The sequence below is a fragment of the Pectinatus sottacetonis genome (genome assembly GCF_015732155.1).
Lineage (GTDB): Bacteria > Bacillota > Negativicutes > Selenomonadales > Selenomonadaceae > Pectinatus > Pectinatus sottacetonis.
The window spans coordinates 1,128,865-1,147,860 of record NZ_WIQK01000001.1; the positions used below are offsets into that span (position 1 = coordinate 1,128,865).

Annotated in this window: 24 protein-coding genes and 1 pseudogene; 6 read left to right on the forward strand and 19 right to left on the reverse strand. The window is 32.4% G+C overall.

The window, feature by feature from the left end; genetic code table 11:
- Positions 1 to 545: 545 nt before the first annotated feature.
- A complete protein-coding gene (locus I6760_RS05215; RefSeq protein WP_196593399.1) occupies positions 546 to 2,138 on the forward strand; it encodes a PPC domain-containing protein in 1,593 nt (530 codons plus the stop codon).
- 61 nt (positions 2,139 to 2,199) lie between these two features.
- On the opposite strand, the gene I6760_RS05220 is transcribed toward I6760_RS05215, so the two are convergent.
- Positions 2,200 to 3,429 (reverse strand): hypothetical protein, encoded by a 1,230-nt coding sequence (locus I6760_RS05220; protein ID WP_196593400.1) that lies wholly within the window; start codon positions 3,427 to 3,429, stop codon positions 2,200 to 2,202.
- 106 nt (positions 3,430 to 3,535) lie between these two features.
- Positions 3,536 to 4,081 (reverse strand): hypothetical protein, encoded by a 546-nt coding sequence (locus I6760_RS05225; protein ID WP_196593401.1) that lies wholly within the window; start codon positions 4,079 to 4,081, stop codon positions 3,536 to 3,538.
- A gap of 83 nt (positions 4,082 to 4,164) precedes the next feature.
- On the opposite strand from I6760_RS05225, the gene I6760_RS05230 reads away from it, so the two are divergent.
- Positions 4,165 to 4,317 (forward strand): hypothetical protein, encoded by a 153-nt coding sequence (locus I6760_RS05230; protein ID WP_196593402.1) that lies wholly within the window; start codon positions 4,165 to 4,167, stop codon positions 4,315 to 4,317.
- Between the two features lie 51 nt (positions 4,318 to 4,368).
- A complete protein-coding gene (locus I6760_RS05235) occupies positions 4,369 to 4,929 on the forward strand; it encodes an N-acetylmuramoyl-L-alanine amidase family protein (RefSeq protein WP_196593403.1) in 561 nt (186 codons plus the stop codon).
- A gap of 193 nt (positions 4,930 to 5,122) precedes the next feature.
- Here I6760_RS05235 and I6760_RS05240 read toward each other — a convergent pair whose 3' ends face one another.
- From I6760_RS05240 to I6760_RS12825, 9 genes are all read right to left on the reverse strand, one after another.
- A complete protein-coding gene (locus I6760_RS05240; RefSeq protein ID WP_196593404.1) occupies positions 5,123 to 5,401 on the reverse strand; it encodes a hypothetical protein in 279 nt (92 codons plus the stop codon).
- Between the two features lie 78 nt (positions 5,402 to 5,479).
- On the reverse strand, positions 5,480 to 7,015 hold the full coding sequence (tnpC, locus tag I6760_RS05245) for an IS66 family transposase (protein ID WP_196593405.1): 1,536 nt from the start codon (positions 7,013 to 7,015) through the stop codon (positions 5,480 to 5,482).
- Between the two features lie 120 nt (positions 7,016 to 7,135).
- Positions 7,136 to 8,518 carry a group II intron reverse transcriptase/maturase gene (ltrA, locus tag I6760_RS05250; RefSeq protein ID WP_231036100.1) on the reverse strand — a complete coding sequence of 461 codons (1,383 nt, stop codon included), beginning with the start codon at positions 8,516 to 8,518 and terminating at the stop codon, positions 7,136 to 7,138.
- Between the two features lie 456 nt (positions 8,519 to 8,974).
- Positions 8,975 to 9,331: an IS66 family insertion sequence element accessory protein TnpB gene (gene tnpB / locus I6760_RS05255; RefSeq protein ID WP_196592910.1), complete on the reverse strand. Its 357-nt coding sequence runs from the start codon at positions 9,329 to 9,331 to the stop codon at positions 8,975 to 8,977.
- Positions 9,321 to 9,638: an IS66 family insertion sequence element accessory protein TnpA gene (gene tnpA / locus I6760_RS05260; protein WP_407947296.1), complete on the reverse strand. Its 318-nt coding sequence runs from the start codon at positions 9,636 to 9,638 to the stop codon at positions 9,321 to 9,323. The genes tnpB and tnpA overlap by 11 nt, the downstream gene beginning before the upstream one ends.
- Before the next feature lie 142 nt (positions 9,639 to 9,780).
- Positions 9,781 to 10,227 carry a hypothetical protein gene (locus I6760_RS05265; RefSeq protein WP_196593407.1) on the reverse strand — a complete coding sequence of 149 codons (447 nt, stop codon included), beginning with the start codon at positions 10,225 to 10,227 and terminating at the stop codon, positions 9,781 to 9,783.
- Between the two features lie 110 nt (positions 10,228 to 10,337).
- Complete coding sequence (locus I6760_RS05270) at positions 10,338 to 10,895, reverse strand: hypothetical protein (RefSeq protein ID WP_196593408.1); 558 nt, start codon at positions 10,893 to 10,895, stop codon at positions 10,338 to 10,340.
- 114 nt (positions 10,896 to 11,009) lie between these two features.
- Positions 11,010 to 11,258, reverse strand: a complete 249-nt coding sequence (locus tag I6760_RS05275) for a hypothetical protein (RefSeq protein ID WP_196593409.1) — start codon at positions 11,256 to 11,258, stop codon at positions 11,010 to 11,012.
- A gap of 209 nt (positions 11,259 to 11,467) precedes the next feature.
- A complete protein-coding gene (locus I6760_RS12825; protein ID WP_269140273.1) occupies positions 11,468 to 11,599 on the reverse strand; it encodes a hypothetical protein in 132 nt (43 codons plus the stop codon).
- 49 nt (positions 11,600 to 11,648) lie between these two features.
- Between I6760_RS12825 and I6760_RS05280 the strand changes: the two genes are divergently transcribed.
- On the forward strand, positions 11,649 to 11,831 hold the full coding sequence (locus I6760_RS05280; RefSeq protein ID WP_196593410.1) for a hypothetical protein: 183 nt from the start codon (positions 11,649 to 11,651) through the stop codon (positions 11,829 to 11,831).
- Between the two features lie 24 nt (positions 11,832 to 11,855).
- Here the strand turns inward: I6760_RS05280 and I6760_RS05285 are convergent, their stop codons facing one another.
- Positions 11,856 to 12,083, reverse strand: coding sequence for a hypothetical protein (locus I6760_RS05285; protein ID WP_196593411.1), 228 nt, complete (start codon positions 12,081 to 12,083; stop codon positions 11,856 to 11,858).
- A gap of 166 nt (positions 12,084 to 12,249) precedes the next feature.
- On the opposite strand from I6760_RS05285, the gene I6760_RS05290 reads away from it, so the two are divergent.
- Positions 12,250 to 12,669 carry a hypothetical protein gene (locus I6760_RS05290; protein ID WP_196593412.1) on the forward strand — a complete coding sequence of 140 codons (420 nt, stop codon included), beginning with the start codon at positions 12,250 to 12,252 and terminating at the stop codon, positions 12,667 to 12,669.
- Here the strand turns inward: I6760_RS05290 and I6760_RS05295 are convergent.
- From I6760_RS05295 to I6760_RS05305, 3 genes are all read right to left on the reverse strand, one after another.
- Complete coding sequence (locus I6760_RS05295; RefSeq protein WP_330997944.1) at positions 12,623 to 13,483, reverse strand: IS3 family transposase; 861 nt, start codon at positions 13,481 to 13,483, stop codon at positions 12,623 to 12,625. The genes I6760_RS05290 and I6760_RS05295 overlap by 47 nt on opposite strands.
- Positions 13,434 to 13,781 carry a transposase gene (locus I6760_RS05300; protein ID WP_196593414.1) on the reverse strand — a complete coding sequence of 116 codons (348 nt, stop codon included), beginning with the start codon at positions 13,779 to 13,781 and terminating at the stop codon, positions 13,434 to 13,436. Before I6760_RS05300 ends, I6760_RS05295 begins: the two co-directional genes overlap by 50 nt.
- 358 nt (positions 13,782 to 14,139) lie before the next feature.
- Positions 14,140 to 14,883, reverse strand: a complete 744-nt coding sequence (locus I6760_RS05305; RefSeq protein ID WP_196593415.1) for a DUF4393 domain-containing protein — start codon at positions 14,881 to 14,883, stop codon at positions 14,140 to 14,142.
- Positions 14,884 to 14,993: 110 nt separating this feature from the next.
- Between I6760_RS05305 and I6760_RS12695 the strand changes: the two genes are divergently transcribed.
- Positions 14,994 to 15,290, forward strand: coding sequence for a phage terminase small subunit-related protein (locus tag I6760_RS12695; RefSeq protein ID WP_231036365.1), 297 nt, complete (start codon positions 14,994 to 14,996; stop codon positions 15,288 to 15,290).
- Here the strand turns inward: I6760_RS12695 and I6760_RS13055 are convergent.
- The 4 genes and pseudogenes from I6760_RS13055 to I6760_RS05330 form a co-directional block, all read right to left on the reverse strand.
- A pseudogene (locus tag I6760_RS13055) lies at positions 15,188 to 15,529 on the reverse strand (IS3 family transposase); the annotation flags it as partial. The gene I6760_RS12695 and the pseudogene I6760_RS13055 sit on opposite strands and share 103 nt — an antisense overlap.
- A gap of 133 nt (positions 15,530 to 15,662) precedes the next feature.
- The gene (locus I6760_RS05320; protein WP_196593417.1) at positions 15,663 to 15,950 is read right to left on the reverse strand and encodes a transposase; all 288 of its coding nucleotides are present in this window, start codon (positions 15,948 to 15,950) and stop codon (positions 15,663 to 15,665) included.
- A 64-nt stretch (positions 15,951 to 16,014) separates the two neighbouring features.
- A complete protein-coding gene (locus tag I6760_RS05325; RefSeq protein WP_196593418.1) occupies positions 16,015 to 16,278 on the reverse strand; it encodes a hypothetical protein in 264 nt (87 codons plus the stop codon).
- Between the two features lie 76 nt (positions 16,279 to 16,354).
- Positions 16,355 to 18,982 (reverse strand): sigma-54-dependent transcriptional regulator, encoded by a 2,628-nt coding sequence (locus I6760_RS05330; RefSeq protein WP_196593419.1) that lies wholly within the window; start codon positions 18,980 to 18,982, stop codon positions 16,355 to 16,357.
- Positions 18,983 to 18,996 lie beyond the last annotated feature (14 nt).

Consider the following 18,996-nt stretch of genomic DNA (forward strand, 5'->3'; position numbering starts at 1 on the left):
CCCTGTGTGTCCCACGGTTTCATAATAGTTAGGCAGATAATATTCTTCTGCCTTCTTCACGAATATTTATAGCGGCATTTATATCTCTGTCATGATTTAAAATAGGCTAAAGCAGTATATAAACCGCTTTAGCTTGTTGAGTACGCAAAGCGTACGAAATAATAAACCACCTGCTATGCGGGTGAAGATAAAAAATTATATAAAAAAATCACCTTTCGAGATATAATAGTAGTGTTCAGGGGGAGTGTAAAATAGATAAGTTGGCACAACACCGTAAATTAAATGGCGAAAAAGGTGTAAAAATAAAAGTCATTAATGAAATTATAGAACAGTATTTTTATACTAACAAATAAAATCACTTATTAAAAAGTCCGCAGTAACAAACATAAACCTTGTTACTGCGGACTTTTTATATTTATTTTATTATTTTTTTTAAAAATCACTAAAAAATTAAAGACTATATGCTCTTTATTAAATATAGCGCAAATTTATTGGGAGCTCACAACGAATTTGTTCTATAAAATTTAATATAAAAGGTGATTAAAATGTCAAAAGAATTTAAAATTCCCCAAAATGTAAAAATGGATTTTGATACCAAAAAAATTTTTGGTCCAAAAGAATCCATTAAAGAAGTTATGCAGGCACAGCAGGAAGGCGAATATGCAGATATTCTAAATTCTACCGATAATACAGAGAAATTGATTAGCAATTTAATCAAAAATAAAGAATCTTTCGTTGAAACCAGTAAACTGGTAGATAGTGCAGCAGAAAGAAAAGTTATTATGCCAATGCCAAAATCTATGTTAGCTAACTCTTTAGGCTCTATGAAATTATCAGCCAATGCCGCTGCTACTGCGGCTGCCCCAAACAGTACACCTAATGGTGCTTATGCTATAAACTTTAATACACTCTATACTGACTCAATTGCCGCCAAAGGTGATCAACGCTGGTATGCTTTTCAGCTGCCTGCCGAAAAGAAATTAACACTTTATATGGCTCCTGTGGCCGATACTACTGTCGATAACGATTTATTTTTATATAAATTCGACCAGACTAACGGATCTGTTACCGTTGTAGCACAGTCAAGAAACAAAGCCGGTATGTATGAACTTTTAAGCTATGTTGCCCCGGCAGGTATTTATTTTGTTTCTGTTAATTCTTATGCCTGCACTGCTGCCAATAATTTTCAGATCATGGCTCGTACCAGCGATACATGGGATGAAGCCGAAGGCGATGATAGTATGTCTATGGCTAAAGAAATGCCTGTAAACAGTGAAATAATTGGCACATTGGATAACAGCCTTGATCAAGACTGCCGCTTGTGGCTTGTCAAAGAAACCGGCAATTATCAATTGCAGCTTACCGTTCCATCCACTGACTTAAAATATCAGGTACAGATATTGTCCAGCAGCCAGAACTTAATTACTACTCTTGATCAAAATAAGACAACAAACTTCCCTAATGTAGCACCTGGCGGCTATTATCTTAAAATTGTATCTACTGATAACAAAGTTGATCCTACAGTAAAATATAACTTCTCATTAATTTTAATGCCTTCTGATGTAATTGATACCAGCAAATACACAGCTATGCTTTCTACATCAGGAAAACAGCTTATTGAATTTTTAGAACCAGGTGCTGTAAAAGATCTTAAACGTAATGCCTTAACTGTAGACCGTAAAGAATTTGATCCTCAGTTTATTGATTTTTCTACTGGTCGTGCTTCCATGCCTGGTTATCAGTGCGGCGGTCTAGGTGAAATCAATAAAACAGTATTTACTAAAACTAATTTAGGCGTTGGTACCTATACCTCGGATCTTATTAATGTTAGTAATGCCCTGATATGCACGGCTGATAATGCTTTATATTTTTGGCAGCTTAGAGAAAAATTTTATCATGATTACCCAGCTGCTTATGGTCAACCTAATTACACTTACTATAGTGGCACTGATCGATTTGGCACACCTTGCTATACAGGTGTTTGGCGCAATAAATATAATGATATTCAAATACAGTTTGTTATCGATATTGACCAAATGAAAGTAGTAGATATGTATGCTCCTAATTTCTTTTACGGTACTATGAAAGATAGAGCAGGTGTATCTGGTAACGGCACCCATACTTTTACCCAGAAATAATCTAGTTATTAATTAGTCAAAAAAATGCTGTTGCACATAAGACCGTGCAACAGCATTTTTTTTATTTATGATAAGCATCCTTAAATGGTGTTATTAAACTTTTAAACCATTTAACATAGTCAACCTTTCCATTATTATCTTGTAGATTTTTTAGTAATATATTATTTTTTTCATTAGGTGTCTGGTTACCTAATTCAGCCATAAACCGCTTTTTATATTCAGCATATTTCCATGATAATAATTTATCATCAACTGTTGCCAATGAATCTCCACTATCACCGCCAAATTCACTACTTAATATAATATTTGAATCATCCCAATAGTCGACTTCACGAAGTACATCACCATTTTTTCCTTGTTTAAACATATCTGTAATATAATCAATTAATTTTGTTGTTCCTACTACCGACATTTTTTTAGAGTCATTTTTAACAGTTGGATCTGTAAATAGCGATTGTTTAGCTGATTGTAAAGAATTTATTACTGTATCAAAAACAGATTTATCATTATAAGATTTATTATAACTATTTATATTTCTAGCTATACTCTCTAAACAAATATTTAGATCTGCTGCAGCAGTACCTGCACCCATGTGACCAGTTGCTTCCATTGTTTTGAATTCTGACATTCGGCTACCTAATTCATTAAAAACATGATTTATATCATTAATCATAGTATTTTCTTCTGATTCTTTTCCCCCTAAATCTATTAATGCACTAGCATCAATACCATTGGCAGTAAATGCCAAATTGGATTCATTAGTCGTGATTGTTGATTTATCATAACGCAGTATTACGTCTTTTCCACCTAGTGTCGTTGAAATCGCAATAGCTTCTTCTGTCGGTTTTTGTCCTTTAGCTGTAATATCGATTATCGGTTTATCGGTAGAATTTAGATAATCACTTAATGCCTGTAAATTATCATCATCATAATTAGATTGCGTGCCGGCAGTGTTCTCTGTACTGCTGCTTTTTTTTAGTATTTCCATTAATGATGAAATATCAGCATTATTAATCAATGGAGTATCAGCACTTGAACTGGCCGATAAAGTATCAACACTAGTAGTTTTTACAGTATGATTCTTTTTATTGCTTTCTTCTAAAAGCTGTACACGTTTTCTAAATAATTTATCTTTTACAGTATCTCCCTTGATATCAACATCCAATTTATAGTCAGTCTGCTGCTTGTTTTGTGTAAGCAGTGACTTTGCCTTTAATATACTATTAGGTGCATTTAAAGCTTTTCCGGCAATACTAAAGATACTTCCCTGACTTCGATTTATCATCGACATATAAAAACACTCCTTTGTTAAAAAAACATAATGTACAGTATTTATTTTAGGTAAATATATACTATATTCCTTTTTTTTTAATAATTTTATTTTTTTAATTAAATCATTAACTGCCTTTCTTTTTCAAGTAAGTATACATTTGCTCTTTAATTTTTTTTAATGCTCTTTTTCTTATAGCATATATTCTGTAAATACTTAAATGATTTTTTATTGAAACCATTTTTACTGTATATCCAATAAAATATATGTAATAAATCACTGACATTTCTTCGTTGCTTAAGTAATCTAAAGAATGTTTTAACAAAATATTACTATAGTCATTTTTATCATATGGAATTTCATATCCTTCAGAAAAATATTCTTCATGCTCTTTTTTTTCTTTATTTTTCTTGTAAAGCTTAAATTTTTCATGCAATAAGCTCTTTGATATATAGGACATAAATACCTTATCTGTTTTTTTGTTGAACTTCTCAAGGTCTATTTTATTTACTATTTCTATTATTAGTAATTTTAGATCTTGCGAAGTATCTTCTCCGTTTAGCTGGTACTTATAACTTTTTAACTGCACTGAAAAAATAGAAATTATTTCATTCATTGCAGCTTGATTCTTATGGTGCGCTAACGTTATTAATTCATCTAAATTCCTTTTCATAATTAATACCTCCTAAATGTATAAAGAGATATAATTTTTGAAAATTTTAGCTGAATTATATAAATATTCAGGTGGTGATCTATATGGAAAATATCGTAACAATACTGTCAGCAATAATAAATAAGACTAATAACGATTATTTACTTTTTTCCATAGTTATTGCAGTTATTATTATTGCTGTAGTAATTCCTTTAGGGTTATATTATCTAAAATGTAAGTTTAATAAAAATAATTAATAAAACAGATAAGGTATTTATGCACTTTATAGAAATGAGGTTTTATTAATTATGAATATCTTTTTAAATCCCGGTCATTCTCCCAATGGTAATCCCGATCCCGGTGCCTGCAATTTAAGTCTTAATTTACGTGAATGTGATATTGCTTTATCTGTAGGTAATAAAGTTCGTACTCTTCTACTGCAAAATAACTATAATGTACGCTTACTGCAAAGTAATAATTTATGTGGTGAATCCCCTTCACAGCCTAATGTAACTTATACTGCTAATTCATGGTCAGCAGACATTTTTGTGTCTATTCATTGTAATAGCTTTAACAGTAAAGCTCGCGGTGCTGAAACTTTAATATATCCTGATTCAATTAAAGGATTATCTTTGGCTAATAATATTCAATCTAATCTGATTACTGCAATACAATCTGTCGATACCACTTTTCCTAATCGAGGAGTTAAACCTCGTGGCGATTTAGCCGTACTACGTTATACGAATATGCCAGCTGTTTTAATTGAGCTTGGTTTTATTGATCAGAAAAATGACGCTGCTATTTTAACTAATTTTCAGGATACTCTTGCTCAAGCTATTAGTTCTGGTGTTATCAGTTATATCAATTAGTATATCAGAAAAAAAGGCAGTCTATTATTATAGACTGCCTTTTTTTATTATTCTAAAAAATTATATCATTAATATGGATATTTTATAATAGCAACGAAATATACCCTAGCTATAATGGTAAATAATAGGCCAATCTATTATTATAGACTGTCCAAGAATATATACACTCACTATATAAGTAGATAATTATTATTTATACTACTGGATCATAACATACCCCTATAACCAATTTTGATTTACCATTTATAGATAATCCTTTTACTTTTTTATCATTATTATCTAATACATCACTGTCATTACTTCCAATAAATTCAAGTGTATTCCACTCTAATTTTTCTTGATGATATATAGCGTACATATCTCTATTTTGACATTTTGGTAGAGGTATAACTGCTTTATATCCTCCATCTTTTCCGATATCGAAACATGATAAAATTACTTCATTATAATCATTTTTTACGTAAGCGATCAATCAAATAGTGTATAGAAAAAATGCCGCTAATCCTGTATTCTACATACAAGGACTAGCGGCATTTTTATAACTTTATAATTATTGACTACAGTTATTTTTTATTTCGTCACTCCATGGCAGATAATTTTCTATCAGCGCAGGATTATGAATAATTGGCTGGTTAGGCAGCTTTTTAAATATGTATTCAAGATATTTATAAGCATCTATTTTATTTGCTTTGCAGGTTTCTATTATGCTGTATACTGCGGCGCTTGCTTTGGCTCCTTTGGGCGAACCGGAAAACAGCCAGTTTTTCCGGCCTATGGTAAATGGACGGATGCTGTTTTCTGCTAGGTTATTGGATATGTCACAATGACCATTTTCTAGGTAGGTCTGCAATTTTTGCTGGTTGTTTAGGGCATAGTTTATTGCTTTGCCTAGTTTGGATTTTGGCAGTATTTTATTTTTGTTTATTTTAAGGTATGACCAATAGGCCTCCAGCAGCGGTTTTTCTTGCTGGAGACGTTCTTTTTGCCTGTTTTGTATGGGTTCTTTTATTAATAGTTTTTCTATGGCAAACAGTTTATTTATTTGTTTTATGCTTTCTTGTGCTATTGTCCCGGAAAGTTCGTCAGTGTCAGAAGGTATTGCTTCAACGAAGTATCTTCTGGCATGGGCCCAGCACAGACAATGTTTTATGTTTTCTACTTTTTCATAGCCAATATAGGCATCGGTGTGCAAATACCCGTTATATCCTTGGAGAAAGTTTTGGGCATAATCGCCTTTTCTTCCTGGCTGGTATTCGAATATCCGGATGTTATGTATTGGGTCATATTTACCGCTGCTATACAGCCACATATAGGATTTTGCTGTGTTTTTACGGTTTTTTTCGCCCATTACCTGTACTGGTGTTTCGTCTGCATGAATAACTTTTTCTTGTAAAAGATATTCATGCATTTTTTTTATTATGGGCAGCAGCCACTCTTGTGCTGCTAAAACTATCCAGTTGGCAAGCGTTGCTCTGTTTAGTTTTATGCCTAATTGCTGCCATTGTTTTTCCTGACGGTAAAGTGGTACTGCATATTCATATTTTTGCTGCATGGTATGAGCTATTGCTGACGGTGTGGCTATACTATGTGGTATTACGGATGCTGGTATTTGTGGTTTTTCTATACTGAAGTGTTCATTTTTTCGGCAAGTGCGGCATTCAAATGTCTCCCGGTAAAGGTCTATTACTTTTACTTTAGCTGGGATATATTCTAATTCGCTGCGGATAAATTCTTCACCCATGGAGACAAGGTTACTTTGGCAGCGGTTACAAATTCTTTTATCTTCAGGTAGTGTTATAATTTTCTTTTCATGTGGCAGGTTTTCTAGCAGTTCTTTTTTCTGCCCGGAATATTTTTTGCGTTTATGTTCTTTTATTATCTGTATTTCTGGTTCGGGAACATTTTTCTTTGTTTGCTGTTCTGCTTCGTCAAACAGGCTTAATTGATCTTCACAAATAACAGCTGTTTTTTCTGTTTTACGGCCAAATACATGTTTGCGTAGATAAGCAACCTGTTCTTTAAGACGCAGGTTTTCTTCTTCTAATGTTGTTATGCGTTTTTTCATTGAAGCTTCCAGCTGTGTCATAAATAACCGTCCTTTAATAAAAAGATGTTTACAGTAATCGAGTAGGAGGTCACTCATTAATTGAATGACCGACCTCTCACACCACCGTACTTACTGTTCAGTATACGGCGGTTCAATAATTTAACGTGAATGAAACATCTCATATTTCTTGGCTATATTCATATAACCAAGCGACTCAAGATATTTATCTGTTAGTGTTTTGCCTAATATTGGACTGTTTGCGATGCGCCAGTACCCCAGTCTTGTATTGGCATACTCCCACGCCTTGCCTTTGTACAATCCTAATCGATTCAGATTTTTAAATCTCGCGGAAATTTTCTTCCACTGTTTCCACAGATACATTCTCAATCTACGCCTAATCCACTGGTTTAAATCTTGTATTCTGCTGCGCATATCGCTTATGGAAAAGTAATTAAGCCAGCCTATTGTATAATTTTTTAATTCAAGCAAGATGCTTTCTATTGACCGGCCGCGACTGCGGCCGGTTATTTCTTTCACCTTTTGCTTGAATTTCCGGATTACATTTTGGTGTGGCCTGATTCCTATTTTCCCTACTACTTTGTGCAGAGAAAATCCTAAAAACTTTTCCCGCAATGGGCTGCCTATTTTACTTTTCTTCCGGTTGACTTTTAGTTTCAGTTTTCCTTCAAGATAGTTTATACAGCTCTCCATTACACGTTTTGCCGCTCTTGGCGTTTTTACATAGATGTTACAGTCATCGGCGTATCTTACAAATTTATGTCCCCTGCTTTCTAGCAGTTTGTCAAATTTTGTAAGATAGATGTTAGACAGTAATGGTGACAGGTTTCCTCCCTGCGGCGTTCCTGCCATTGTCGGGCTTATTATTCCGCCTTCCATTACTCCGCTCTTTAAATATTTTCGGATGAGTGCTATTGCGCGCTCATCCTGTATTTCTTCTCGGAGCATGTTTATGAGCATGTCATGATTTACCGTGTCAAAGTACTGTGCAAGGTCAAGGTCCACTATTTTAGTGTATCCTTCTTTATAATAGGCTTCCGCCTGTTTTATGGCCAGGTGCGCACTCTTTCCCGGTCTGAATCCATAACTGTTGTCTGAGAATGTCTGTTCGAAAATTGGCTGTAGTACCTGCATTATTGCTTGTTGTATTACTCCGTCCAGTACTGTTGGTATGCCAAGCTTTCTTTTCCCTCCGTCTGGCTTAGGTATTTCTACCCGCCGTACCGGCTGTGGTTTATATTTCCCGTTCTTTAGCGATTCAAGGAATTCTTCCTTATGTTCTTTTAACCATCCGTACATTTCGTCAACTTTCATGCCATCTACTCCGGCTGCGCCTTTCTTTCGCTTTACCCTGAGATAGGCTTCATTGAGATTTGCCGGACTTAGGATTATTTCTAACAGGTTCACACGGTTCTTTGTTGCAGTTCCCAGCGATGTCATGCTCTGCGCTCCCTTGCTACTATCTGTTTCCAACATACCCTTACAAGGGCAGTCCATTTTATTGGTTTTCTGCTTTCTTTGCATGACTTCTCCTCCCTCTGCCCAAGAACGCTATTATTGTTCGGTCCTTCCTGGATTTCTTCCAGTACTATGACCTCAGCTGACTTCTCACGATAAATCTTATTTCAACCATGTTTCAATTTTATTTCTGCATGTCCGCGAGACCTCCCCGGGTAAGAACGCAGTCTTTCTCTCCATCCATCTGCCACATTTACAGGATTGGCCTCGAATAGTTTTGGGCTTTGGTTTGTCTAGCAACCTTACCCGGTTACTCCTGCCTTATATGTGATTTCTGTTCGTCAGACCAGAGATTTGCCGCTGGCTTCCTTTAGATTCCACCTCGCGATGGACACCCTTGCCTTAAGCTATGTGCTTGGCACTATTAACCTGCACTCGGGACTTTCACCCGTTAGACTGCGCCCATGCCGGGCACACTAGCAGAAAGACCGGTAAATTCATAGCAATTTATGAATTTACCGGTCATATACAATTTTTAGCGGTTATTTTCTTTACAGCTTTAGGCTGGTTTATGCATAAACCTTCCAGCAGCCAGCGTAATTGCTGCCGGCTTAAATCCAGTACTTCTTCAGGTGTATCCGGCCACTGGAATTTGCCATTTTCCAGCCGTTTATATAAAAGGACAAAACCATCACCTTCAAATAATAATGCTTTAAGCCGGTCGTGTTTCCTGCCGCTGAATAAAAACAAACTCTTGTCAAACGGATCCATCTTGAATTTTTGCTGTACTAAACAGCAAAGACCATCTATTGACTTTCTCATATCCGTATGACCACAGGCTATATAAATATGTTCTACTGAAGATATGTCACCGAGCATACTTCTGTTCCATTTTTATAAATAACGCCAGTGTTTCTTCCAAATATTGAGGATGTATATTATCCTGTGTTTCCAAGCAAAAATTACCATAACGAATGGTGATCTTTGCTGGAACATTTGCTGATTTTAATGAGGCAGAAATATTAATAGGAACAATAGCACCTGCTAAAGACTTACCTGCTTCATTACGGATTAATTTCTGCCAATAATAATAACTTTTTACGTTTAAACCATACTTTTCACAAAAAGATTTTACTGTAAGATTGCTGCCCGCTCGCTCTTTCAAATACTTCCGCCATTGCTGCAAACGATATTGTCTGGTTAATTCTTTAGTACTTATGAGAAAATCCCCCTTTAGACTTTTTCGAGTTTTTCGACCTGCTCTGAAAACTCTAAAGAAATTATCTCATGTTTATGGAGTATTTTACATCCACTGTTTTATTATTCGCTTACTTTTTTACTCTAGCTATAACTTTTCCAGTTTGCCCTTTAATCCAATCTCTTACTAATCCACTAATTTCAACAGCACATCCGTTAATCCAAAAATCTGATGTTTTAGCATAATCTGAATCATAGGTTCCTTCATCATATGAGCCTTTGTAACTTTGAATAGTAAAATTAGTACCATTAGAAACCAAATCTGTTATAATTTTTCTTTCAAAATCAACATCTATACTATAATTTTCTTCTAATTGTCCCTGTTGTGTTTGATTTGTATGATACACTCCTAAAATATATGTTCCCTTATTTTTAAAAGTAATTTTATGATCAATTAACGAATCTAAAAATGTTTCATTTATTTGCCAATCAATATTTTTATTTTCATTTACATAAAATCCTAACAATTCAATTTTTGCATTTTCAATACTTGGTTCTTTAGCATTAATGGTTTTCATTAATGCTAAATTATCGAATGAAAAATTAATATATGCAGTTGTATTATCTGAAGGTGAAGTTATCGCATAGAAATCAAAATCATTACTATTATCAAAAAAATCTGTTGCGTTTATATTTCGCTAGGAACTAAATTTATTGCTTGATATAAATTATCTATTGGTTCAGAATTACTATATTTTAGAATTTCTGGTACAACAAATTTAAAATTACCTGAACCAGATAAAATTCTTATTTGTATATAATACACTCCACCTTTAGGTAAAAAAGATGTTATATCATAATTTCCCAATAAATTTTGTGACTGGGTAACTACGGTAGCTATGTTATTTTCTACAAAAAATACAGTAGTTACATATGTTACATTATTATCAAAGCTTGTTTGTACAGATAATTTAGTATTATTATTTGTTGCAATTTGTAATAAAAATTGATCTCCAGCACTTGCTAATCCAGCATTATAAACATTATTTGCTTTTATAACCGCATTAATATTTTTAGCTGTCGCTGCAAGTAAATTTGTTTTTAATAAAGATTTCTCTAAAGTATTATTAATTTTTCCATTTTTCCCCTTACTAAAGAGCCTTTTGGGATTGCAATAAATTTTAGTCAAATCTACTTTTTCTAATTCTTTCAGGTTATTTACTTCTAATTCCTTTTCTTTTAACATACTAAAATCTCCTTTATTAAATCGAGAATAAATTTAAATACAGGCTTGTATTTTTTTCTCTATTAATAAAGGAGACTTAAATTATATATTTTTTATATTTTAATAAGATTTTTTTTAAAAAATTTCATTAATTATATTTTCTATATTCCTTTTTACACTTTTATCAGCTGCATCTTCATTAAAAATATGATTTAATGCATTATTTGTTCTGTCTTTTTCTAAAATATTCTTATAGTTCTTTTTAGCTTCAGCTTTATTTACAATGTTTTCCTTATCACTTGATGATATTGGCACTATTAATTGATTATTATCCGAATTATTATCATTTTGTTTGTTATTTATATTACTTGTATCGATATTCAATATATTCTTTTTTCCATTACTAGTTAGTACTATATCAGCTGCATTAATACGTTCTTTTTGTGAAATATTATTAGCATCACTAATTCTATAAGGATTTTCAGTTGATTCTTCAATATTATCATATATCTTATCAATATTTTCTTTTCTTGAATCATTTATTGCTTTAGCTTTTTTTATATAATCCTCTTCATAGCTTTTTTCTGCATCATCTAATGACGATGTTTTTTCGTATTCTGGGTTATTAACATTAAATTACGGTCTAAAATATTAGCAGCAATAGGATAATTTGTTATTCTTTTGTAAGCAGCACATCGGTTCTTTCTAACTTTAGTTGATTTCATAATATTAAAGTAATAAATATAATTACACTAAAGTTAGGAGAAGATGAATATGCATGATTTTGTAACAATGCTTGATAAAAATTTAATATATATTGCTCATAAAATAAAAGGAGATACGCTAATTATTCAAGTTGCTTCATCACAAACTATGGTCCAATGCCCATATTGTAAAACCTATTCAACGAAAGTACATTCTACATTACATCAGCTTAAAGGGTTACACAAACTATGAAACAGCCCCAATTATTTAAAATAATTATCTTTTATATAATATTAATAGTGAAAAAACAATCATTATAGCTATCATAATAATACCTAAATATATAGGCCAATGTATAATAATGATAGTATTTACTATTACAGCAAATAAAAAATTAATAACAGTAGCGAAAATAGCTTTTCTTAAATAATGTTTTTTTTGTGACGTTAATGATAATGTAGTAAATACTGTTATAGCGTCAGCTATCAAGTGTAAAAAATTCATTGTATTTCTCCTCTTGCGCATTGTGCTAGTTGATAAAATAATTAACTTTACAAAAAAGGTTCAACAGACTATCCTTCTAAGTATCTAAGCCCAAAGAAGTGTAGCAAATGTTGAACCAATTTAAGTATAGACAAAATAACTTAAAATTACAATTATATTTATCAAATTGGTATCAAAATTTATTGTATTGTATAAAAAATATGTTCCAGAATCAATTCGTAAGCGTCGTAATATAAAACAATCAAAATTAGATGATGTTACTGTATTAACATTAATGTGTTGGCAGGTTGAATTAAAAATTACTGTTCAGTCAAGATATTATCAATTTTTAAAAAACTGTATTTTTGAAGAAGGTTTTTTACCTGAAAGGTCACGATTTAATAGAATATGTCGTAATACAGCCATTTCATTACAACTAATTCGTAATGGAATAACATCAGATTATACATCTAAACCGGACTATACAGTTATTGACAGTTTACCACTTCCTATAATGGCTCACTTGTCAAGACAGAAATTTAAAGATTTTATAATGAACCTTAAGCCGTGGCATAGTCTATCAGCATTGCTGGATAGTACAGCGTAGCTGGCACCTGATAATCAATTGCTGAATGATGCCGTTTAAAATTGTAGGTATAGATATACTTCTTAATTGCTTGACGCGCCTCTTTTAGGTTGGCATATTGGGTCAGATAAGCTTCTTCATACTTGAAACTTCGAAACCAACGTTCAATCATGATATTGTCAGCCCATTGGCTCTTCCCATCCATGCTTTGACGGATATTATTCCCCTTGAGAAATTCAATATATTCATTGCTGGTGAATTGACACCCCTGATCTGAATTTAAAATTAGTGGCTTGGCAACTCTAAAAGCTTTTCCAAGTGCATGAATGACCATTCTTGTATCCAATGTATCATCTACTTCCCAGCCAACAATACATCGGCTATACCAATCGATGACAGCAGTCAAATAAAGGAATCCTCGCTTGATGGGAATATAGGTGATGTCTATTGACCAGGCTTGATTTGGCCGAGATATTACGGCATTACGCATTAAGTAAGGACATACCTTTGCCTGCTGCATGCGCTTTGAAAGATTCATCTTCGGATATATTGCGTCAATTCCCATTTCCGTCATATATCGGCGTACTTTCCTGCGGCCTACTAAATAACCAAGGCTTTTAAGTTGAGATGACATTTGACGTGCGCCCCAAGCGGGATTATCTGTATGAATACGGTCTATAATGGCCTTACATGCAAGCTCTTCTTCTGAAACTGGCGTTCCTTTGTAATAAATGCTAGTACGATTTACTTCAAGTAATTCAGCGCCTTTTTGAGCTGGAAGTTCCTTAGTCGTCAAAAGGTTTCGGACTAAATTTACTTTCGTAGTCAGGTCCAAGGAGTTCTGTAGATTTTTTTTTCAACCAGTCCACCTGCATGGTGAGCTGGCCAACCTTTTTCGCATATTCTTCTTTCTCTTTGCGTTCCTCATCAAGCTTTTCTCTGATATTCTCCTCACGGGAATCATCGAATACAACAGAGGCTTTATCAAGAAATTCCTTTTTCCAGTTTCGCAAAAGATTTGGCTGTATGCTATTTTCGGTAGCTATCGAGTTGAGATCTTTCTCGCCTTTGAGCAGTTCAAGAACAAGATCCGATTTGAATTTTGCTGTGAAATTTCTTCTTTTCCGAGACATAAATGAACCTTCTTTCGAGTGTTATCTACAGTATATCAGGTTCATTATAAACGTGTTCAGAAAATGTCTTAATTTATGAGACCATTATATCCCTTATGCAAACTGTTGCGTAATTTCAAGGCAAGAGCTTTAAATAAATATGCAGATATTGGATATAATTCAACTAAAAAAGAACATTATTATGGTTTTAAGGGAAGTTTTTAAATTGCTAATGATATGATCACTTATTAGGTAGTAATTTGATCGTTGTAGAAATGGTAGATAAAGATTGCAAATTGGATTCAACAAAAGTTTGAAATTATAATAAAATGTATATCATTTAAAGCATCCTTCGGGGTACTTTTTTTATGCGTATTTATTATAAGCATATCTCTTTAAATTTTTGTCCGAATGTTGTAATTTGCAATTGTTCTATTGAAAAAAAAGGTTTTTTTGCTGGTGGAAGATTTTTATAAAAGTTAGTCGTTTTAAAATGATTTATATATTCATCTTGATTAGGATGATCAATAACAAAACTGGATCTTGCTCTTTCAATATAAACTAAGCCTAATCGTTCTAAATTGCTTACAGCTAAAATTGTCTCAAAAGTAGGTTCCATAAATTTATCAGACATAAAAATATTTTCTACAAAATTATCTTCTTCATCGGAATTTAATTGGTAATAAATTAGTAATGTAGGATTACGTAAATACTGAAAAATGCTAGCATCTAATGGATTTAATTGTTTTATTACTTCAATATAGGCATGATGTACCATTCCGTCTTTTCTGGAATCATACGAGGCCGCAATTATTTTTGCAAACATTTTTCTAATTATTTCATTCTCTATATAATATTTAGATGCTTCTAATGCTGGTCCAATTAAGCTGATATCAGTATCTTTTTTTATGCATTCTCTAGGAATTTTTTTTGATTCTTCTTTGATTTCGTCAATATAGGATAATTGATCAATATAATTTTGTAAAGCTTTGTCATATCTTCCAAAAGTAGCTTTCCAAACGAGATTTAAGGTGTTGGCTGGAGCTTCAGCCCCTTTAGTCATTACGGATGTTCCTAATGATGTTCCTAATGAAATTAATGCAGAAGTAATTTGGGGATCCATATTTATCAATCCTTTCATTAATATAATAATTAATATTATATCATTCTTTAATAGGTGGTGGTGATTATGTGAATAATATAGATCAGACTGAAATAGATTATGTCAGCGGTATGAAGTATAAAGACATTGCCGCTAAATATGATGTAAGCCTTTCAACTGTTAAAAGCTGGAAAACACGCTATAAATGGTCAAGAGATAAAGCTAAAAAGGTATGCGTACAAAATAAAAAAAGTACGCGTACAAAAAAAGAAAAAGTACGCATACAAAATGAGGATGCAAAACCGATATCCATTGTGTCATCTAACATCCAAGCGATGATGTACCGTGAATACCAGTCAATAATGACTGTCAGGTACAACCATGAAGAACGAATTGGGATATATGTTATGTCAATGCTCCAGACTTGATCAGGATGTTCTATTGTTAAGCCTTTCAGCAGATACGGATATATGGGATTTTGCGGATTGGGCCGAGAGGTATTCTGCCTAGGATAAATAGCCTGTATGCCCATTTGCTGCATATGTCTCAATACTGCTTTATGATTAATGTGAATACTTTCATAGCAGTTTAACCAGGCGCATATGCGGCGGTATCCAAACTCTGGATGTGCTGTATATATTTCATCAATATGTCGTTTAACTTCCAAATCATCAGTATCCGGTAATCTGTGTCTGTAGTATAACGTAGTTCTATTAATGGACAGCAGGCTGGCCTGCTCAGCAATAGAAACATTTGCATTAGACCAATCTACCAGCGATTGCCTGGCAGTCGAAGAAAAATCACAGACCAGATTTTTTTTTCAACCACTCATTTTGAGTAGTTAGTTTGCCAATTTGAGCATAGAGTTCATCAATTTCGGCCTCGTGTTCTTTTTTCTCTTTACGTTTCTGGGCAGCATCGTTTTCAAAAACAGACGCTAATCCAGCGATAGCTTCGTTTTTCCATCTTGAAAGCATGTTTGGATGAATGCCATGTTCTGAAGTAATTTCGTTGAGCGTGCGTTCACATTTTAAGACTTCAAGAACCAGTTTCGCTTTTTCGTTAGGTGTGTGCGGATTACGTTTCATAGGAATGTCTCCTTCATCTAAAATATTAGTCAATACCTAACTTAAAAACAACTGATTTTTTGTCTTAATTTATGGGTTCATTATAGACTTTTGCTGCTAATTTTTCTCCTAACCCTGCTCCTGCCATTGCTATTGCTACTTCTACAGATAATTTTCCTATTCCTTTTCCTGTTTCGTAGGCTGTTCCATTTACTGTTTTGTCTAATTCGTTTTGTAATTTATTTAGTTCATTTTTTCCTATTTGTGCTAAAAGGCTCGGTGTATCATATATTTCTGCTACCATTTTTCTTATATCGTTTAATGTGTCTAGTGGATGTTTTAATATCATGAAGCATTCAATATAAATAACTTTTTATTATTTACATGATCTCTGTTTAGCAAAATAATTAAACGCTTATTAGTTCTTACTTAACACATCTTTGTAAATTCATTACTTCAGGAAAATTTAGTAAAAACAAATCTACAATATATGCAATTTCTGTATCTGGAATGCTTATACCATAATTTTCTTCTAATATAATAAAATTCTCCCTCATTATATAAAATAAGTCTAATGTCTTTTTTTTATAAACGTTTTTATAAGGTAATGATTCTTTACGTATTACACGTTCTAACATACAAATTGAATGAAATATAAATTTTACAAAAAAACTTTCAGAAATATTTAATTTATAAGTGGATAATAACTTATTAAGTGTTTGACTCAGAAGATAAACTGCTTTCTTTACATCTATAAAAATAGTTATATCAGATAAACTGGAAATCAGTTGACTTAATAAATTTGCATCAATATTTTTATAAAAGGGAAACATGGGGGACTCATCAAAAATAATTTGTGCAGCAGATGGTGGATTATTAAGCGAACTAATAATTTTATCCAGTGTAGTATTTGGCATCATACAACGACGTGCAGCTTCTAATAATAAGGGAGTAGATATATTACCCATTGTTTTTATTACCAAATTTGTCCTATTAGAAATTATCTCAGCAAAATTCATTAACGACCCCATATCAACCAACATTAATAAACCTCTTTTAGAATTTAAACTTTTAACTAAATTAATTGCAATATTTAAGATTGTACTTATCTTAGCATCAAGCGGCATATCAATAGGATAAATTTCTGGATTTCCAATCAGATTTTTTACAACATCCGCCATACTGGTTGCGGTATTACGTCCATGGCAAATAACTATTATAGGATAAATTATTAGTTGATTTTGCTTCAAAGTATGAAAAAAAGATGCTATTACTGCAACTTCTGATAGAGGAATCCTTAGCTCAAAAAACTTATTAATATCATTGCAAATTTTTTGAGCTAATTTAAATTCATCAGTATATTTTGCAATAATTTCTTTAACATTTATAATCGTGGTTAGTTGTCCATTTTCCAATCTATCTTTTAATAATTCTAAATGTAAGGCAAGACTATAAATCATTTTATTATCAGTCGAATCAAATATATTACTCGCTGATAGATTATTTTTGATAATATTTATCAAATCAGTATTTATAATTTTGTTTAAAATATCTTTATCAATCTTTATATTAGATTTATTTGTAATGTTTCTGGGAAAGGCTAGTTTAGAATAAATTTTTTCTTTTATATCATTAATAGATGAACCATTTTTATAAAAATACTTCGCCGTTTTTAAAATATATTCATATAAGTTATTATCTGTATTACAATCATTTTCCTGGAATAAATTATTAAATTGGTCAATATTTTTACTAAATGTAATATTTTTTATGTCATCAAATTTAAAGGTTTTATAAAATTCCTGCCGATTAAAAGAAGACTGAAAAAATTCATTTTTTAAATTATCATTAATATGTGATAATTTTATATGAATTGTATCTTCTGTAACATGTGAAAGAGTTGCTTCAATAAATGCTGTAGCACATAACACCTGAATATCATTATGTAATTGTCCTATATTACCACTACAATTATATGATAATAGCACTTTTAAAACTTCTCTGGATACTGTTAATGGTTTTTTTATAATTTGTGATTCAGTTTGAAAAAAATGATTTATCAACTTCATCCTGACTTTTAAAGAACGCTCATTTAGTCCAGGAAGTGTTATAAGTATAGGTATACGGCGGAAAAAAGTCTTCAATATAGCTGATTGAGGATTTTCGGTAGTTGCCGCTATAATAAGAACCGTAGCAGTGTGGTATGTTCCCGTTTCACCCAATTTACGATATTTACCATGGTCAATTAAAGAAAATAACATTTCCTGTCCCTCAGGTGGTAGTCTATGTATCTCATCAAGAAACAAAATCCCCCCGTTTGCCTGTCCAACTAAACCTATTGTTTCCTTTACAGCCCCAGTATATGCTCCTCTTGTGTGTCCAAAAAGATGCGACAAAAGCAATTGTGTATTTTCTGCATAATCAGAACAATTAAAAACAATAAATGGTGCCTTAGTAGACAATTTGTTAGTTTCCACAGCATAACGATACATAATATTAGCAAATGTAGTTTTACCGCTTCCAGTTGGTCCTGTTATCAATGTATGCAACCCATTTGGTGGATAAAATATAGCTGCTTTAGCTTGCTTGACCTGAGTACTTAAATCATCCTCAATACCAATTAAACTATCAAAAACATTATTTGATATTTTAATTGGTGTTTGTTGTACATCAGAGCAAGTTGTTATTACACAACCACTATACAATGAACTTTTATTTAAAGGACCTTCAGAAATAGTATTTCGCAAATCATCAAAATTTTTAAATAAATTACTACTAATTTTTATATTATATTTGTTTTCAAAAGTAGTTTTATCTATATACAATACTGGTTTCCCAATAATTTTTATGACTATTCCCCTTTTAAAAGCTAAATTAAGTTCCATACTTACATTATTACGTAAGATACCTGTTTTTTGTGCAATATAATTAGTAGAACATCCTAAATCATCGGGAGGTAATACAGAAACATCAGTTATTTTCTCTTCTATATAACCGCTTAAAAAATCTAGAATCTTTTTATTGCGTAGATGTGCCATGACAACACCCTCCATTATTATATGATTTT

Coding starts and splice junctions, on each gene's coding strand:
- I6760_RS05325 (WP_196593418.1), bottom strand. CDS start 16,278: ATGATATTAAAACATCCACTAGACACATTAAACGATATAAGAAAAATG.
- I6760_RS05285 (WP_196593411.1), bottom strand. CDS start 12,083: ATGAATTTTTTACACTTGATAGCTGACGCTATAACAGTATTTACTACA.
- I6760_RS05300 (WP_196593414.1), bottom strand. CDS start 13,781: ATGTCTCGGAAAAGAAGAAATTTCACAGCAAAATTCAAATCGGATCTT.
- I6760_RS05215 (WP_196593399.1), top strand. CDS start 546: ATGTCAAAAGAATTTAAAATTCCCCAAAATGTAAAAATGGATTTTGAT.
- I6760_RS05220 (WP_196593400.1), bottom strand. CDS start 3,429: ATGTCGATGATAAATCGAAGTCAGGGAAGTATCTTTAGTATTGCCGGA.
- I6760_RS05305 (WP_196593415.1), bottom strand. CDS start 14,883: ATGGATCCCCAAATTACTTCTGCATTAATTTCATTAGGAACATCATTA.
- tnpB (WP_196592910.1), bottom strand. CDS start 9,331: ATGCTCGGTGACATATCTTCAGTAGAACATATTTATATAGCCTGTGGT.
- ltrA (WP_231036100.1), bottom strand. CDS start 8,518: ATGCAAAGAAAGCAGAAAACCAATAAAATGGACTGCCCTTGTAAGGGT.
- I6760_RS05265 (WP_196593407.1), bottom strand. CDS start 10,227: ATGAAAACCATTAATGCTAAAGAACCAAGTATTGAAAATGCAAAAATT.
- I6760_RS05230 (WP_196593402.1), top strand. CDS start 4,165: ATGGAAAATATCGTAACAATACTGTCAGCAATAATAAATAAGACTAAT.
- I6760_RS05270 (WP_196593408.1), bottom strand. CDS start 10,895: ATGTTAAAAGAAAAGGAATTAGAAGTAAATAACCTGAAAGAATTAGAA.
- tnpC (WP_196593405.1), bottom strand. CDS start 7,015: ATGACACAGCTGGAAGCTTCAATGAAAAAACGCATAACAACATTAGAA.
- I6760_RS05225 (WP_196593401.1), bottom strand. CDS start 4,081: ATGAAAAGGAATTTAGATGAATTAATAACGTTAGCGCACCATAAGAAT.
- I6760_RS05330 (WP_196593419.1), bottom strand. CDS start 18,982: ATGGAGGGTGTTGTCATGGCACATCTACGCAATAAAAAGATTCTAGAT.
- I6760_RS12695 (WP_231036365.1), top strand. CDS start 14,994: ATGAAGTATAAAGACATTGCCGCTAAATATGATGTAAGCCTTTCAACT.
- I6760_RS12825 (WP_269140273.1), bottom strand. CDS start 11,599: ATGAAATCAACTAAAGTTAGAAAGAACCGATGTGCTGCTTACAAAAGA.
- I6760_RS05320 (WP_196593417.1), bottom strand. CDS start 15,950: ATGAAACGTAATCCGCACACACCTAACGAAAAAGCGAAACTGGTTCTT.
- I6760_RS05235 (WP_196593403.1), top strand. CDS start 4,369: ATGAATATCTTTTTAAATCCCGGTCATTCTCCCAATGGTAATCCCGAT.
- I6760_RS05280 (WP_196593410.1), top strand. CDS start 11,649: ATGCATGATTTTGTAACAATGCTTGATAAAAATTTAATATATATTGCT.